This window comes from Streptomyces sp. NBC_01275, assembly GCF_026340655.1.
In the GTDB taxonomy this organism is placed as follows: domain Bacteria; phylum Actinomycetota; class Actinomycetes; order Streptomycetales; family Streptomycetaceae; genus Streptomyces.
Map to the genome: position 1 here is coordinate 5,652,018 of NZ_JAPEOZ010000001.1, position 15,784 is coordinate 5,667,801.

14 protein-coding genes and 2 pseudogenes are annotated in these 15,784 nt (G+C 69.2%); 6 read left to right on the forward strand and 10 right to left on the reverse strand.

Annotation, left to right across the window (positions count from 1 at the left end; genetic code table 11):
• Window positions 1-19: 19 nt before the first annotated feature.
• From OG562_RS24960 to ccsB, 4 genes are read left to right on the forward strand one after another with little or no spacing between them, the layout of a single operon-like run.
• Window positions 20-610, forward strand: coding sequence for a TlpA disulfide reductase family protein (locus OG562_RS24960; protein WP_266401395.1), 591 nt, complete (start codon window positions 20-22; stop codon window positions 608-610).
• Between the two features lies 1 nt (window position 611).
• The gene (locus OG562_RS24965; RefSeq protein WP_266401397.1) at window positions 612-1,382 is read left to right on the forward strand and encodes a cytochrome c biogenesis CcdA family protein; all 771 of its coding nucleotides are present in this window, start codon (window positions 612-614) and stop codon (window positions 1,380-1,382) included.
• A gap of 3 nt (window positions 1,383-1,385) precedes the next feature.
• On the forward strand, window positions 1,386-3,185 hold the full coding sequence (locus OG562_RS24970) for a cytochrome c biogenesis protein ResB (RefSeq protein ID WP_266401399.1): 1,800 nt from the start codon (window positions 1,386-1,388) through the stop codon (window positions 3,183-3,185).
• On the forward strand, window positions 3,182-4,282 hold the full coding sequence (gene ccsB, locus OG562_RS24975; RefSeq protein ID WP_266401402.1) for a c-type cytochrome biogenesis protein CcsB: 1,101 nt from the start codon (window positions 3,182-3,184) through the stop codon (window positions 4,280-4,282). Before OG562_RS24970 ends, ccsB begins: the two co-directional genes overlap by 4 nt.
• Before the next feature lie 48 nt (window positions 4,283-4,330).
• On the opposite strand, the gene OG562_RS24980 is transcribed toward ccsB, so the two are convergent.
• The 6 genes and pseudogenes from OG562_RS24980 to OG562_RS25005 all read right to left on the reverse strand — a co-directional run bounded on the left by OG562_RS24980 (window position 4,331) and on the right by OG562_RS25005 (window position 10,034).
• A complete protein-coding gene (locus OG562_RS24980; RefSeq protein ID WP_266401405.1) occupies window positions 4,331-4,666 on the reverse strand; it encodes a hypothetical protein in 336 nt (111 codons plus the stop codon).
• A gap of 106 nt (window positions 4,667-4,772) precedes the next feature.
• The gene (locus tag OG562_RS24985) at window positions 4,773-6,332 is read right to left on the reverse strand and encodes a protease pro-enzyme activation domain-containing protein (protein WP_266401407.1); all 1,560 of its coding nucleotides are present in this window, start codon (window positions 6,330-6,332) and stop codon (window positions 4,773-4,775) included.
• Window positions 6,333-6,433: 101 nt separating this feature from the next.
• Window positions 6,434-7,660: pseudogene (locus OG562_RS24990) on the reverse strand (glycoside hydrolase family 27 protein); the annotation flags it as partial.
• 61 nt (window positions 7,661-7,721) lie between these two features.
• Window positions 7,722-8,135 (reverse strand): hypothetical protein, encoded by a 414-nt coding sequence (locus OG562_RS24995; protein WP_266401409.1) that lies wholly within the window; start codon window positions 8,133-8,135, stop codon window positions 7,722-7,724.
• A 902-nt stretch (window positions 8,136-9,037) separates the two neighbouring features.
• A pseudogene (locus OG562_RS25000) lies at window positions 9,038-9,151 on the reverse strand (DUF397 domain-containing protein); the annotation flags it as partial.
• On the reverse strand, window positions 9,123-10,034 hold the full coding sequence (locus OG562_RS25005; RefSeq protein WP_266401411.1) for a helix-turn-helix transcriptional regulator: 912 nt from the start codon (window positions 10,032-10,034) through the stop codon (window positions 9,123-9,125). The pseudogene OG562_RS25000 and the gene OG562_RS25005, both read right to left, overlap by 29 nt.
• Before the next feature lie 125 nt (window positions 10,035-10,159).
• Between OG562_RS25005 and OG562_RS46045 the strand changes: the two genes are divergently transcribed.
• Window positions 10,160-10,744 carry a hypothetical protein gene (locus OG562_RS46045; protein WP_323187553.1) on the forward strand — a complete coding sequence of 195 codons (585 nt, stop codon included), beginning with the start codon at window positions 10,160-10,162 and terminating at the stop codon, window positions 10,742-10,744.
• Here OG562_RS46045 and OG562_RS25015 read toward each other — a convergent pair.
• The 4 genes from OG562_RS25015 to OG562_RS25030 all read right to left on the reverse strand — a co-directional run bounded on the left by OG562_RS25015 (window position 10,708) and on the right by OG562_RS25030 (window position 14,287).
• Window positions 10,708-12,459 carry an ATP-binding protein gene (locus OG562_RS25015; protein WP_266401413.1) on the reverse strand — a complete coding sequence of 584 codons (1,752 nt, stop codon included), beginning with the start codon at window positions 12,457-12,459 and terminating at the stop codon, window positions 10,708-10,710. The genes OG562_RS46045 and OG562_RS25015 overlap by 37 nt on opposite strands.
• Before the next feature lie 71 nt (window positions 12,460-12,530).
• Window positions 12,531-12,707 carry a hypothetical protein gene (locus tag OG562_RS25020; RefSeq protein WP_266401416.1) on the reverse strand — a complete coding sequence of 59 codons (177 nt, stop codon included), beginning with the start codon at window positions 12,705-12,707 and terminating at the stop codon, window positions 12,531-12,533.
• A 163-nt stretch (window positions 12,708-12,870) separates the two neighbouring features.
• Window positions 12,871-13,836, reverse strand: coding sequence for an isopenicillin N synthase family oxygenase (locus OG562_RS25025; protein WP_266401418.1), 966 nt, complete (start codon window positions 13,834-13,836; stop codon window positions 12,871-12,873).
• The gene (locus OG562_RS25030; protein WP_266401421.1) at window positions 13,829-14,287 is read right to left on the reverse strand and encodes a nucleoside deaminase; all 459 of its coding nucleotides are present in this window, start codon (window positions 14,285-14,287) and stop codon (window positions 13,829-13,831) included. The genes OG562_RS25025 and OG562_RS25030 overlap by 8 nt, the downstream gene beginning before the upstream one ends.
• A 126-nt stretch (window positions 14,288-14,413) precedes the next feature.
• Here OG562_RS25030 and OG562_RS25035 point away from each other — a divergent pair, with 126 nt between their 5' ends.
• Window positions 14,414-15,676 carry a PucR family transcriptional regulator gene (locus OG562_RS25035; protein ID WP_266401423.1) on the forward strand — a complete coding sequence of 421 codons (1,263 nt, stop codon included), beginning with the start codon at window positions 14,414-14,416 and terminating at the stop codon, window positions 15,674-15,676.
• The last annotated feature ends 108 nt before the right edge of the window (window positions 15,677-15,784 follow it).

The window sequence follows — 15,784 nt, forward strand, 5'->3', positions numbered from 1 at the left end:
GGCATGCGAAACTTTTCACATGAGTGCCGCCAGCCGCACCCCCCTACCAGCCGCCGTCGCCGTAGCCGCGGCGCTGCTGTTGTCCGCGTGTTCCTCCGGAGGCACCTCCGGAGGGGGCGGTGACATCAACTTCATCCTGGGCAAGGACGGCATCTCCACGGTCGAGAAGGGCAAGCGCGACCCGGCCCCCGACCTGTCCGGCAAGACCATCGACGACCAGCAGCTGTCGGTCTCGTCCTTCAAGGGCAAGGTCGTCGTCCTGAACGTGTGGGGATCCTGGTGCGCCCCCTGTCGCGCCGAGGCCCCCAACTTCGAGAAGGTCTCCACGGACCTCAAGTCCAAGGGCGTGCAGTTCGTCGGCATCAACGTCGCCGACGCCAAGGTCACCAGCGCCCAGGCCTTCGAGAAGTCGTACGGCGTCAGCTACCCGAGTCTGTACGACCCGAGCAGCAAGCTGATGCTCCGCTTCAAGAAGGGCACGCTCAACCTCCAGGCGATCCCCTCCACGCTCGTCCTGGACCGGGACGGGAAGATCGCCGCCCGCTCCCTGGCCGCGCTCAGCGAGGACAAGCTGCGCTCCATGATCGCCCCGGTCCTCGCGGAGAAGTGACATGAGCGCAGTCACCCTGCTCGCCGCGGACGGCTACAACGGCACCGTGCTCAACGGGGCCCTGCTGGTCGCCCTGCCCGTCGCGCTGCTCGGCGGACTCGTCTCCTTCTTCTCCCCGTGCGTCCTGCCGCTGGTGCCCGGCTACCTCTCCTACGTCACCGGGGTCACCGGCACCGATCTCGCCGAGGCCCGGCGCGGCCGGATGGTCGCCGGGGCCTCGCTGTTCGTGGCGGGCTTCACCGCCGTGTTCGTCTCCGGCGGGGCCTTGTTCGGCTACTTCGGGGCGACGCTCCAGGCGGAGCAGGACACCCTGTCCAAGGTGCTGGGCGTGCTCATGATCCTCATGGGCGTGTTCTTCATGGGGCTGATGCCCTGGATGACCCAGCGGGAGTTCCGCTTCCACACCAGGCCGGTGGCCGGACTGGTCGGCGCGCCCCTGCTCGGCGCGCTCTTCGGCGTCGGCTGGACGCCCTGCATCGGTCCGACCCTCGCCTCCGTGCTCGCCCTGTCCTCGCAGCAGTCCAGCGCGGGCCGCGGCGCCATACTGACCGTCGCCTACTGCCTCGGCCTCGGTCTCCCGTTCGTGGTCGCCGCGGTCGCCTTCCGCAAGGCGCTCGGAGCCTTCGGCTGGATCAAGCGGCACTATGTGTGGGTCCTGCGCGTCGGCGGCGTCATGATGATCGGGACCGGTCTGCTGCTGGTGACCGGCGTGTGGGACTCCGTCGTACAGGACATGCAGTCCTGGTCCAACGGCTTCACTGTGGGGATCTGACCGATGAGCAAGACCGCCGCCGACGAGCCCACAGCCGGCAAGGCCGCCGCGGCCGAAGGGGCTGCCGCCGAACGGGCCGCCGCCGAAGTGGCCGTCGCCTCCGACGACCAGAACCTGAGCGCCGCCGGCTCCCAGCTGTCCACGGCCCCCGCCGACACCCTGGCCAACCTGCCCGGCCTGGGCGTGATCGGCTGGGCCCGCTGGTTCTGGCGTCAGCTCACCTCGATGCGGGTGGCGCTGCTGCTCCTGCTGCTGCTGGCGCTCGGCGCGATCCCCGGTTCGCTGATCCCGCAGTCCGGCAACGACGAGACGAAGGTCGCCGACTTCCGTGCGGCGCACGGGACGCTCGCGCCGATCTACGACAAGCTCGGCCTCTTCCACGTGTACAGCTCGGTGTGGTTCTCCGCGATCTACATCCTGCTGTTCGTCTCCCTGGTCGGCTGCATCGTGCCCCGCACCTGGCAGTTCGTGGGCCAGCTGCGCGGCCGTCCGCCGGGCGCGCCCAAGCGGCTGAACCGGCTGCCCGCCTACACGACCTGGCAGACGCGCGCCGAGCCCGAGCAGGTCCGCGAGGCCGCCCTCGCACTGCTGAAGAAGCGCCGGTTCCGGGCCCATCTCGCCGGTGACGCCGTCGCCGCCGAGAAGGGCTATCTGCGCGAGGTCGGCAACCTCGCCTTCCACATCGCGCTGATCGTGATGCTGATCGCCTTCGCCTGGGGCCAGCTCTTCAAGTCCGAGGGCAACAAGCTCCTCGTCGAGGGCAGCGGCGGTTTCTCCAACACCCTCATCTCCTACGACGACTTCAAGTCCGGGAACCTCTTCAGCGTCGACGACCTGACGCCGTTCAGCTTCACCCTGGACAAGTTCACCGGAACGTACGAGAAGACCGGCCCGAACAAGGGCACCCCCCGCACCTTCCAGGCCGCCCTCACCTACAGCGTCGGGGCGTACGGCAAGGGCAAGAAGACCGTCGTCAAGGTCAACGAGCCGCTGGAGATCGGCGACTCGAAGGTCTACCTCACCGCGCACGGCTACGCCCCGGTCGTCACCGTCCGGGACGGCAAGGGCAACGTCGTCTTCAGCGACGCCGTGCCGCTGCTGCCGCTCGACGCCAACGTCACCTCCTCCGGAGTGGTGAAGGTCTACGACGGCTACAAGAACGCCAAGGGCGTCACCGAGCAGCTGGGCATCTCGGCCTTCTTCCTGCCGTCGTACGTCAAGGGCATGGAGACGGCCTCCTCCTTCCCGGCGCTGCTCAACCCGGTGCTGAACCTCACGCCCTACCACGGCGACCTGGGCGTCGACTCGGGCATCCCGCAGAGCGTGTACCAGCTCGACAAGTCGCACATGAAGGAGTTCAAGGACTCCAAGGACGAGCAGCTGCGCGGGAACCTCACGCCCGGCGAGACCATGACCCTCCCGGGCGGCGCGGGCTCGATCACCTACGAGGGCACCAAGGAGTGGGCGAACTTCCAGGTCACGCAGCAGCCCGGCAGTGGCTGGGCGCTGGGCGGCTCGATCACCGCGATCTTCGGTCTGGCCGGCTCCCTGTTCATCCAGCGCCGCCGGGTGTGGGTGCGCGCGACGCGCGGCGCTGACGGGGTGACGGTCGTCGAGATGGCCGGACTCGGCCGCAGCGAGTCCGCCAAGGTGCCCGAGGAGCTCGGCGACCTCGCCGGGATCCTGTACGACCAGGCTCCCGGAGCCTCTCCCGACCCCGACACCCCCGCATCGCCCGCATCCCCCGCATCCCCCGACACCCTCGATCCCGAAGCCGTACCTGCCGAAGGGGCTGAGAAATGACTCTCGCCGCCACTACGGATCTCGCCGTCGCCACCAACGAGAACCTCGCGAACATCAGCAACACGCTGATCTACTCCGCGATGGCCGTCTACACCCTGGCCTTCTTCGCCTATATCGCCGAATGGCTCCTCGGCAGTCGCAGCAAGGTCGGCCGTACGGCCGCCGCGCTGACCGCCGAGGCCAAGAAGAAGGCGCAGGCCCCGGCCGTCACCGTCCAGAAGAACGGCGGCACCGCCGTCCTGGAGCGCCCGCAGGTCGTGGTGCGCTCGGCGTCCGGCGCGCGGGACGTGCCCGACGGGCCGGGCGCGCACGGCGGTGACGTGCAGGGCGACATGTACGGCCGGATCGCCGTCTCCCTCACCGTGCTCGCCTTCCTGGTCGAGCTGGCGGGCGTCGTCGCCCGCGCGGCCTCGGTGGAGCGCGCGCCGTGGGGCAACATGTACGAGTTCAACCTCACGTTCTCCACGGTGGCGGTCGGCGTGTACCTCACGCTGCTGGCCCTGAAGAAGAACGTGCGCTGGCTCGGCCTGTTCCTGATCACCACGGTCCTGCTCGACCTGGGCCTCGCGGTCACCGTCCTGTACACGGCGAGCGACCAGCTGGTCCCGGCGCTGCACTCGTACTGGCTGTACATCCACGTCTCCACCGCGATCTTCTGCGGCGCGGTGTTCTACGTCGGCGCGGTCACCACGATCCTGTACCTCTTCAAGGACTCCTACGAGAACAAGCTCGCCAGCGGCGGCACGCCGGGCCGCTTCGCGAACTCGGTCCTGGACCGGCTGCCCGCCTCCGCCTCGCTCGACAAGTTCGCCTACCGGGTCAACGCGGCCGCCTTCCCGCTGTGGACGTTCACGATCATCGCGGGCGCGATCTGGGCGGGCGACGCATGGGGCCGTTACTGGGGCTGGGACCCCAAGGAGACCTGGGCGTTCATCACCTGGGTCGGCTACGCCTGCTATCTGCACGCCCGCGCCACGGCCGGCTGGAAGGGCCGCAAGGCCGCCTACCTGGCCATGATCGCCTTCGGCTGCTGGCTGTTCAACTACTACGGCGTCAACATCTTCGTCTCCGGCAAGCACTCGTACGCGGGCGTCTGAGTCGCGTCTGAGTCGCGTACCGGCAAGGCCGGCGGTGGCCCGTCCGGATCACTCCGGGTGGGCCACCGCTTCCTTCTGCAGCTGCACCGCCGCCAGCAGGCTCAGCCGGGGTTCCGCCTGGCGCAACGCCTTCACCGCCGAGACCGAGTCGACGTCCCCGGTGAAGCCGACGGCCGTCAGCCGGGAGTGGACCCAACGGGCCTGCAGCTGCTTCTCGTGGGCGGCCGAGGTGGAGTCGACGAGAGCGGCGGCGCGTTCCAGGCCCGGGCGCTCCTCGGGCGTGGCCTCGGCCAGCGCCTGGCGCAGGGCCGCCGCGACCACGTCCGAGTCCCGGACGAGCAGCACGAAGTTGTTCTTCTTGTTCAGTCCCGCGAGTGCTGTCATGCGCATCATCGTGACGGCCGTCTCCCGTGCCTGCCAAGCGACTTGAGCGGTTTCAGAGCCTCACGACGACGCGCGGCGTTCCACCATGAGCCGGCTCGCCAGTTCCTCAGTGAGAGGTCAACTCCCGCAAGGACGCGAGTAGTTCCTGACCGTCCGGGACGCCCAGCCCTGTGCAGGCGTTCCAGCCGCGGCCGGCGCGGAAGGCTCCGTTGCTGCCTTCGACGATCTCGCGGAAGCCACGTGAGGTGTGACCGGGCGTGACGTCGGTGTAGAGCAGTGGATGGAGCATGCCGAGCGGTCGGCCCAGCGCCTCGACGATGCGGCAGGTCAGGGCCGCCCACAGGGGGGCGACGGCGCTGGTGCCGCCGATGACCGAGTGGCGGCCGTTCACCAGCACCTCGTAGCCGGTGGCCGGGTCGGCGACGCCCGAGACGTCCGGTACGCCACGGCCCGGAGCTCCCCCGTTGTGCGGGACGCCGGCCGTGTTCTGCCAGACCGGAAGGCGGAACGCCTCGCTGACACCACCACCGGTGGCGCCGCCGCCGTCGCCGCCCCACACCCGTTCGCTGCGCACCTGACCGGTGGCGGGGTCGGCGTCCAGACGGGTGCCGCCGCAGGCCAGAGCGTGCGGGCTGGCTGCCGGGAAGTCGGTGTGCGCCAGGCCGTCCCCCACCCCGTCATCGCTGCCGTCGTCACCGGCCGCGACACACACCGTCACACCGAGCGCCGCAGCGTCGGCCAGCGCCTCGTCGAACACGAGGCGGGCCTGCTCGGTCCAGAAGATCTCGGGCGCCCCCCAGCTGATGCTCAGCGCGGTCGGCGTCGGGGTGGCGTGCACGGCCTGGCTCACCGCGGCGACGAAGCCCTCGTCGGTGTTGTGCGCGAAGTACACCTTCTGCTCCGCGCCAGGCGCCAGCGCGCCCGCGACCTCGATGTCCAGAAGCACCTCGGCATCAGCGTCTTCGCCGGGGTGATTGCGGGCGGTCCCGACGCGCACTGCGGTCACCCGCGGCATCGGCAGCCCCAGGGACTCGAAGTAGGTCTTCAGCTCCGCCGGCCTGAAGCCACCGCCGAGTTCGATCAGCGCCAGTGTCTGGCCGCTGCCGTCGGTGCCCGGCGGGAAGCGGTACACGTCCGCGAGTTGCGTCGGCTTGTAGGAGATCCGTCGCGCCTCCGCACGGGCGTGCCGCATATGGGGGCGGGCCTGCGGCCGGTCGTCCAGCCCCAGCACCGCCACGATCACGCCGTCCAGCGCCGCGGGCACCTGTAGCGGGCCCTCACGGTGCCGGTGCTCGACGGGCGCCCCGGTGGCCGGGTCGGGGCTGGCCGCCCGGGACAGCTCGGTACGGAACGTCTCGGCCATCTGCTCCACGGTGCCCGCAACCTGGATCCGGCGGGACGGCAGGTCGACCTCGGTCACCTGTACGCCGTGCCGGCCCAGCACGCTCCTCACGAGGTCGGCATCGGCCGGATCGGCGCCGTACTGCTGCGCCAGCTCGGTCTGCGAGATCGTCTCGGGTCCCATGATCAGGTCATGCGGGACCTCCGCCCGACGCCGGAGCACGACCGTGGCCTCGACGGGCGCCGCGGCATCGAGGGAGCCTGCGGAACGCGCCTGGGGCGCAGCCGAGCGTTCACTGCCGGGAATGGGGACGTATTGGCTCATAGCGCAAAGTATCGACCTGGCTACCCTTCGCCCGCATGTCGAGAGCGCGGCCTCGAAGCTCGGGTGGACAGCTCCGGGGCACGGTCGGCTCATCCGTCGTGTGCGGCGACTCGCAGCAGGACGGCGCCATGGGCCGGCACGGTGGCCGCGATGCTGCCTGCGGTGTTGTGGCTCGCGTGCTGCCACAGGTCGCGCAGGGTGTAGGAGTCGGCGTCCGGCAGCCCCAGGGTCTTCGCCGTAGCGGCGATGCGCTGGGCGCTTTCCGACTCGTTGAAGAGGGCGACCACACGGCTGCCGTCCTGCATCTGCTTGGCTACGACCCAGCGTCCGCTTTCGGAGGTGACGACCTGGCCCTGCCTGCCCAGCGGATCCTGGTCGACGGCGATCACTTCCGTGTTGCTGAGGATGTCGAACGTTGCGTCGGACGCCTTACGCAGGTCGGAGCCGATGAGCAGGGGCGCGGCCATGATCGACCACATGGAGAAGTGGGTGCGGTACTCGGTGTCCGTCATGCCGCCGTTGCCGACCTCGAGCATGTCCGGGTCGTTCCAGTGCCCGGGGCCCGCGTACGGCGCGAGCGGCAGGTTCTGCTTCATGATCGACAGCATCGCGCTCCAGCTGTCGCTGATGTCGCCGGTCGTGCGCCACAGGTGGCCGACGCCGGAGGCCCATTCCCACGGGGCGCTCTGCCCCCATTCGCAGATGCTGTAGACGATGGGTCGGCCGGTGGCTTTGAGGGCGTCGCGCATCGTCGTGTAGCGCTTCCGGGCGTCTACGCCCTGGTTGTTGCAGTTGTCGTACTTGAGGTAGTCGACGCCCCAGTCGGCGAACTGCCGGGCGTCGTCGTACTCGTGGCCGAGAGCACCGGGGAAGCCTGCGCTGTTGCATGTCTTCGTCCCAGCGCTGGTGTAGATGCCGAGCTTGAGGCCCTTGGCGTGGACATAGTCGGCCAGCGCCTTGAATCCGTTCGGGAACCGGAACGGGTCGGGCACCAGTTTGCCGTCCGGGTCACGCTGCGGCAGCGCCCAACAGTCGTCGAGGTTGACGTACTCGTAGCCGGCGTCCTTGAGCCCCCGTTCGACGAAGATGTCGGCGATTGACTTGACCATCGTCTCGTTGAACTCGGCTCGGCAGTTCGTGGAGTTCCAGTTGTTGAAGCCCATGGGCGGGGTGCGAGCGAGCGCGTCGTCAAGCAGCGGAACGGCAGGGGTGTCGGGTGGCTCGTCCGCGTGTGCGGTGGCAGGCACCGTGATCCCTGTGCCGAGGAGTGTCACGGCAAGCGCTCCGACCACACTTCGTCTATATGGGCGAATGAGGCGATCACGCATTGTTACGCTCCTCGTGTGCTGAGGCCGAGCGCCGCGGCTCGCAGAGATTCAGGCCATTGGGTCAAACGGTTACGTGGACAGTGAGCGTCCCGTCGTTGTCGCTGAAGCACGACTCGGCGTCGTTGATCCGCAGGAACAGCGAACCTCCGTCTTCATCGGTGAAACTTCCCCCGGAACCAACTGGGAAGACGGGGCCTGTGCCGAACTTTCCAAGGAGCTTCGCGTATGCATATGGGGCTACCTTGCAGCCCTGAAAGATCTGAGCGTCAGCGGTCTCGTCATAGCCCTCGGGGCCCACCTGCGGAAAATTGCGATAGTCGACCGTCCAGCTGCCGGTAGCAGCGATCTTGAAAGTCTTTCCAGGTTGTACGGATAGAGGTATTCGCACCCAACCGGCATTGGAGCTGACCTCGAAGGTGGCATCCCGTTGGCCGGGACCGCATGAGCGAACTCCGAAGACGGTGGCAACGGTCAAGAGCGTGGCGATGATTGTCGAAATCGCCGCCCAATTCGCTAGCACAGGATGTGGTTGACTATTATTCGTCATTCGGCCTATCCCGAACTTGCTTGGTGCCCGGATCGTCGCTACGGTCCTCGAAGTCCATTGCAGCACTGCAAACTACGTAGTGCATCCGGACTCTGCAGGGTGTGAGTCCGGAGTGTCGCTGGTCGTGCATTTCGGTGGCCGGCCGTTGCTTGCAGATCTCGATCTCGCTCACCTGTACACAGAAGGCTCAGGAAGTTGTCGTCACCCTCGGGCCCGCCCGACCCCCAGTGGTACAGCACGTTCAAGGCCATCTGGGGTGTAGTGGTCGGAGCAGTGTTTCTGGTAGCAGCGCTCGTCGGAATTTTGGTCTGGGCTGACGTCAAGCCACCGTGGGTGAAGGAACCGAAACCGACGGGACCGTCAGTAGCGCTATCGTCGGAGATCGGCCGACCGGTCAACGTCTATGCCTACTGCGTGTACAAGGGGTTCGCCTCTTCACGTCCAGAGCAGGATCCGGGACTTCGCACCGTAAAAGACTGGACCTGCGTACGTGCGGACGGAAGCTCGGAATCGATCACAACCAACGGCTTCCTCTCCTGGGACGAAGCCTGCCAGTACCAGTACGGCCCTGACGTTGTGGCCGCGGACGTCGACCCCCAGGTCAACTACCGCAGAGTGAGGTGCGTTCGAGGCTGAAGCGGTCGCGCGCGACGTCCGCCAGCTCCCGCCGGACGGCACCCTGGAGGGCGGGATGGTTTGTGCCACGTACTGTCGCGGACCGGAGGGTGGTCGGGGAGGCCGTCGGCGCGGTCGGCGAGCAGGGCCCGTACCGACTCGCCAGCGCAGGGGTAGGGGGAGGGGGTGGTGAGGCTGGATCGCGCCCCCGGGGGCTAAGCGGAGTCCCGCACCCCTGCGACGAAGGCCGCCCAGGCGGAGTGGGGGAGGAGGAGGACGGGGCCGTCGGGGTTCTTGCTGTCACGCACGGGGACGGCGGACACGAATTCGGGGGCGAGTTCGAGGCAGTTGCCGGCGTTGGCATCGCTGTAGCTGCTCTTGATCCAGGTCGTTGCGGTGAGCTCGTGCCTGTTCATAGTGCTCGTACCCTTCCATCGCGTCGCTGATCAGAGCGGCGGACTCGGGGGCTGACGGCGCGTCGGCCCTAAGCACATCATAGGTCTGGCTGTGGCCACCGAAGACGGCTGGATCGTCGTTGAAATGACCATGGTCCAGGGACTCCGAGTACACCCAGTCGTGCCCGTCGGGCAGCTTGATCAGGGACATGGAGCCACTGGGGCGGACGAGTTCGCGTCCGGCGGGGGCAACCTGGATGCGGATGTTCGGTCGTTTCCCGACCTCCAGCAGATGGGCGCACTGGTCTCGCATGATCGCGGTTCCTCCCACGACGTTGCGCAGGCAGCTCTCGTCCAGCACGGCAACGTACAACGGACCGCCGTCAGTGAGGTATCGCTGCTGTCGGCTCAGTCGGGCCCGGACCCGTTCCTCCAACTCGGTGCCGCTCGACAGCCGTGAGAGCAGTGCCCGGGCGTAGTCGGGTGTCTGCAACATGCCAGGCATCACGCGTTCCTGGTACTCCCGTTGGGAGGTGGCCATCGCGTCCATCTCGGCCCGCCGCTTGAACCAGTCCGGATGCTCCACCTCCGGATACCAGTCGACCTTCCCCCACAGCCGCACCAACGCCCCACCGGTGTCCATCACTTCGTCGCACTTCTTCGCGAACGCCTCCTGCGGTACCCGGGTCCCCGCCTCCACCCTCGCCACAAAAGACCGGTCGCAGGGGATCGCCCCCGCCAAGGCCTCCTGCGTCAGCAGCGCACCCTCACGGAAGTGGCGCAGCAGCTCTCCGAACAGCATGGCGTTGGTGGTCATAGGCCGTCCCCCTCCGTGACATGCGCCCAATGGCACGCGTCGGACATTGATACGGACGGTGCCCGCACGCGAAGCTCTACATACCCAGAGTCACCAACTCGGTACGGAGAGGGCACGGACGGGGCATGATCGAACACACCGAAAACCAGATCGAAACGGGAACGGTCGTCTACGACCCCAGGTCGGACAGGGTCGGCGAGTACCGAGGCCAGGCGGGCCCCTACGCCCTGCTGCGCCCCGTCGGCGGCGGCCGGGAGTGGGAGGCCCACCCGGACTCGATCCGCCCGGCCACCCCGAGCGAACGCCTCGGCGCGAGCGTCCGCGCGGCCAACTCCCGCTCACTCCAGGGCCCTCCCGAGCCCGTCCGCGACTGCGCCGCCTGCCTCGACCTTGCCTCCCTGCGCGACGCGGCCCGCGCCCGCCACGACGGCAGCGCCGAGACCGACGCGAACGTACTGCTGCGCCGCCACCAACGCCGTTACCACACGGCCTTCTTGGGGCTCCGGGAGTACACGATGGTCCTGGACGCCTCCGCGGCCGCCGAGTACGAGACGTCCTGCACCGAGTGCAAGGCCGGTTCCGAGGCCCAACGCCACCCCTCCGACGTGGAGGAGTGGCAGCGGGATCACACCCAGAAGACGGGGCACACCCGGTATCGCCGCACCTTCGCGGACTATGCGGTGTACCAGGCCGAGGTGTCGGCGTCCTGAGCGTCCAGGTGGACGAACCCGGCGGGCAGCATGACCAATGCGGTGACCCCGCCCACTCCCGGGCGCAGTTGAACGCGGATTGCGAACAGTCGGCAGATGCGGCTCACCACGAACAGGCCCATGTGCTGGGAGGTCTTGACGTCCGGGATCTCCGGCAGGCTGGCCAGCCTGTGGTTGATGTCGGCGAAATCGTCGGGGGTGAGGCCGAGCCCCTGGTCGTGGATCTCGATCATTACGCGGCCGTCGGGCAGAGCGTGCGCGTCGATACGGACCTTGGCCGGCGGCGGGGAGAACGTGGTGGCGTTGTCCAGCAACTCGGCCAGCAGGTGCACGAGACCGGTCACACCAGGGCCGTGAATGTCGACCTCCGGGATGTGCGACAGACCGAGACGCTCGGGCTGCTTCGCTTCCCGTGCGGCCTGGCGGAGGAGGTCGACCAGCGGGACGGTCCTGCTCCGGCGACCGATGGACGACTCGCCGGCGAGAAGCTGGAGCGTCTCGTTGCTGCGGCGCAGACGGGGGATCAGGTGTGCCAGACGGTGGTGCTCCCCATCGTCCAGGGCCTCGATGAGCGCGCTTTGGCGACGGAGCGCACTGCCGATGACCGAACGGAGCAACGTTTGCACGGCGACGATGCGCGCCGCCTCGAGATTGAGTGCGTCGATCGCTCGGGCGACCTCCCCGATGTCGCCCTTGGTTTGGATGCCGATCGGTTTGATGGTTGCGACGCCGTCGACGATGTTGCGTGCGACGAGTTCCGGTCGGCAACTGGACCAAAGCTCGGCCAGTCCTGGAAATTCGACCTCGGCGAAGTGGAGCACCTCGTCCCGAAGCTGACGCAGAGCCGCCGACCTGCTGACGATCGAGGGCCGGATGATCGTCACCCGGCTGGTGGCCTCTTCGATGATCTGCCTGGCCTGCGCCTCGGCCTCCCGCCGGGCGGCGTCGAGGTCGGCGCGATGCTGATCGGCGGCACCCGCTGCGTTCGCCTCTCGTAACCGCTCCTCGGTGACCAGCCGTTCCAGCCGTTCGCGCTCGGCCGACTCCTCGGCGGTGGCGAGCTCCGCTTCCAGTTGCGCACAGCGCATCCGCGCCGCATCTCGTTCCCGAACCGCTTCGGCCAGCGACGCCTCCAACTCCTCGATCGATGCGCGCAGTCGGGCGCAATGCACTTCGAGATCGGCCTTCTGGCGGAGGCGCAGGTCCAGTTGGGCGCCGGGTTCCTGGATGCGCCTCTGGAGTTCGTCCAACTGGATCCTGTGGTCGGACAGGTCTCCTTCGAGCTCACGAATGCGCAGCTCCGCCTGCTCCCGCTCCAGGATCGCGTCCTCCAGCCGGTCGCTCGCCATCTGCTCGCGGTACCGGGCGGGCTGATCGCTCAGCAGGGCGTCACGGTGCCGCTGGTAGAGATGCGCCTGCAGGTCGGCGTCGACCTCCAGGCCGTTCCGCCGGCAGGCCGACTTCATGAGGACGTCGAGGAACTGCTTGTCAGGAATGCGGTCACCCTTGAGATAGCGGGAGATCGAGGGCGCGCTGAAGTGATGGGTCGCGGCGAACCCGCGCAGGCTGAGCCCCGTACCCTCGAAGAGGCCGCGCATCGCGAGAACCAGCTCCCGCTTCTCCTGGGAGAGGTCGGCCGGCGGATCCTGGAAGCCCTTGAGGTGCTCCACGTCGCCGAAGGAAGGCTCCCCGCCGCTGAGTTCGTCGTCCCCCACTGACCGTCCCGCCTTTCCGCGCCCTTGCCCCACATGACTTCCCACCGCTGTCGCCGCCCTCACTTCCGCGGTCAGCCGATGAGGGCGTTGAAGAACGGCACGGCGAGCCCGAAGCCCCCCGCGCCCGCGAGCACGGCTTTGGCGACGCCCGCTCCGGAGATAAACGTCAGGATGCCCGTTCCGACACCCACCAGGGTCGCGAGCAGGAAGATCAGGGCCGACCGGATGGTCAGCAGGGTGGGGTTCAAGACAACCTCCTTGGATTCCGTGGCGTGTGACTCAAGGGTGCCGAGGGCCAAGGGTGTTGCGGAACGGAAACACCGCCTGTTTCCGCAGGTGGGAACAGGCGGTGCGAGTCGAGTCGGTGTTTCCGGCCGGAAACGGTCGTCGGTGGTGCCGTAACGGCATGCCTCAGTCGACCGTGATCGAGTCCAGCTTCTCCCGCAGATACGCGTGCGAGTCGACCGCCTCGTAAGCCACCCGTCCCACCGGCGCGGGCACCGACTCCACGAGCGTCCCCGGGGTGCACTCGCCGAAGTAGACGAGGGACATCAGCTCCTCGGCGGGCGCGTCGGCGGGCGGCGGGAGCACCCGGTGGCGGCCGGAGCGCCAGCGGTCGCCGGTCCAACGGGCCATCAGATCGCCGATGTTGATGGTGAAGGCGTCCGGGTCGAAGGGCGCGTCCTCCCAGCCGCCCTCGTCCGTCCAGACCTGGAGCCCGCCCTTGCCGGCCTGCCGGTCGAGGATCGTCACCGTCCCGAAGTCGGTGTGCGGGCCGATGCGGAACTGGCCGGGCTGGGGCTCGCCGACGACCTCCGTGCCCGGGTACCAGTTGATGTTGAAGCCGTAGGTCGGGTGGTCCATGTGCCGGGAGAAGAAGTCCGGTTCGAGGCCGAGGGCCTCCCCGAGCAGCGACAGCAGCTGCTTCTCCAGTTCGCCCATCCGCGTCAGGTACTCCTCGCAGAGGGTCTGGAGTTCCGGGGTCTCCGCCGGCCAGACGTTCGGCGCGTACCACTCCGCGTTGGTCACCGGGTCGTCGAAGGGCTCGTGTGTGGCGAAGGTGAGGGACTCCTTGAGGTCCGGCGGGGTCTGAGTGCCCTCCGAGTAGCCGTTGGCCTCCGCGCCGGGGCCGAGCCAGCCCCGGCCGCCGACCTTCGCGGTGTACGGCTGCTTGACGTCGACGGGCAGCGCGAAGAAGGCGCGGGCCGCCGCCCGGATGCGGGCCCGCAGGGACGGGTCCACGCCGTGCCCGGTGACCAGCAGGAAACCGGCGGTCTGGAGGGCGTCGTCGACGGTACGGGCCATCGCGGCGCGGGTCCCGGCGTCGCCGTCCAGCCAGGGGCGCAGGTCGATGGTCGGGATGCGGGGTTCAGACACCGATGTCCTCGTTCCAGAGTGCCGGATTGTTCTTGATGAAGTCGCGCATCAGCCCGACGCACTCGGAGTCGTCGAGGAGGACGATCTCCACGCCGTGCTCGGCCAGCCAGTCGTGGCCGCCGTGGAAGGTGGCGGACTCCCCGACCACGACCCGCGAGATGCCGAACTGCCGGACCAGTCCGGAGCAGTACCAGCAGGGGGAGAGGGTGGTCACCATCGTCGTGCCGCGGTACGTGCGCTGCCGGCCCGCCGCCCGGAAGGCCGCCGTCTCCGCGTGCATCGAGGGGTCGTCGTCCTGGACGCGCCGGTTGTGGCCGCGGCCGAGCAGTGTGCCGTCCGCGCCGTACAGGGCCGCGCCGATCGGGATGCCGCCCTCGGCGAGGCCGGCGCGGGCCTCCTCGACGGCGGTGGCCAGCCAGCCGTATGCCGTCGCCTGATCCATCAGCTCCATGACCTCAGCTCCTGACCGCGTCTCCATGCGTCCACTCTGCTGTGGCCGAAACACGAGGGCAACGTGCGGAAAGTACTCTCCCGGCAGCCCGCAGCCGGACGTTCTGTCAGCGCCCTGGAGGTACCCGTGCCCGCGCTCACCCTCCGCGAAGTCCTGGCCCTAGACCCGATGCGGGCGGCCGAGCCCGAGCTGCTCGCCGGGGCCGACGCCCTCGACCGCCCCGTCCGCTGGGTCCACTCCAGCGAGGTGTACGAGGGCGCGAACTTCCTCGACGGCGGGGAACTCATGCTCACCAACGGCTTCGGGCTGACCGGGGCCACGGAGGAGGTGCGGCGGCGGTACGTCCGGGAGCTGGCCGCCCGGGGGGCCGTAGGCCTCGCGGTGGAGGTCGGGCGGTCCCTGCCGAGCATGCCGGCGGAGGTGACGGACGAGGCGCACCGGCTCGGCCTGCCCCTGCTCGCCCTGCACCGGGTCGTGCCCTTCGTCCGGCTCGTCGAGGCCGCCAACCGGGCGATCGTGGCCCGCGGACTGTCGGGCCGCTCGGTCGCCCGGCCCTGGGGCGACGACCACACCGCCGGCCTGCTGGCCGACCTCGCCGACCGGGCCGCCCTGAACCAGCCCGAGGTGGAGGCGCGCGCCGCCCTCGCCGGCTTCCACCCGGGGCCGGGCGCGCGGCTCGTCGGCGTCTCCGTGCACGGCACCCGCGAGGTCGGCGCGGTCGACCGGGCCGTACGGCTGCTGGGCGGCGGCGGGGTCCTGCGGGCCGCCTTCCCCGGCGACGTCCTCGCCCTCCTCGCCCTGCCCGGCAGCCGCGCCGGCGACCCCGTACGCGCCGTGCAGGAGGCGCTGCGCACGGCGGCCGAGCCCGGACTCACGGTCGCCGTCGGGCACGCCGTCGCGGCCGGCGGCGGCTGGCTGCGCTGGAGCGAGACCCTGCGCGCGGCCCGTACGACCCTGGAGCTGGCGCTGACCGTCCCGGCCGCCGAGCCCGCCGCCCCCGACGGCCCCCTGGTCACGTCCTCCCGCGCCTTCGCCCTGGAACGGGAGCTGACCCGCGGCGGCGTCGACGCCAACCGCGACCGGCTCGCCCGCCTCGTCCAGCACACCCTGGGCCCGCTCCTGGCCTGGGAGGCGGCCCACCCCAGCGACCTCGTCCGCACCCTGGAGGTCCACCTGCGCCACGGCTGCTCGCCGACCCGCACGGCGGCCCTCCTGCACATCGGCCGCCAGTCCCTCTACCAGCGCCTCGAACGCATCGAGTCCCTGCTGGGACTGGAGATCGGGGATCCGGACCTGCTCGGCGAACTGCTGGCGGCGGCCTGCGCACACCGGGTGGTACGGGGGACCCGACCAGCCGCTTCCGGCAACGGCCTGCGGACGGTCGCCTGACCCGACGGTGATCCGACAGCGACCCGACTCTGTGCGGACCCTGCGCGGGGCCGGTGCGCCGCTCTCCTCTAACCTGTGCCGATCACCGCCGCGCGAAGCGGCAGTTGA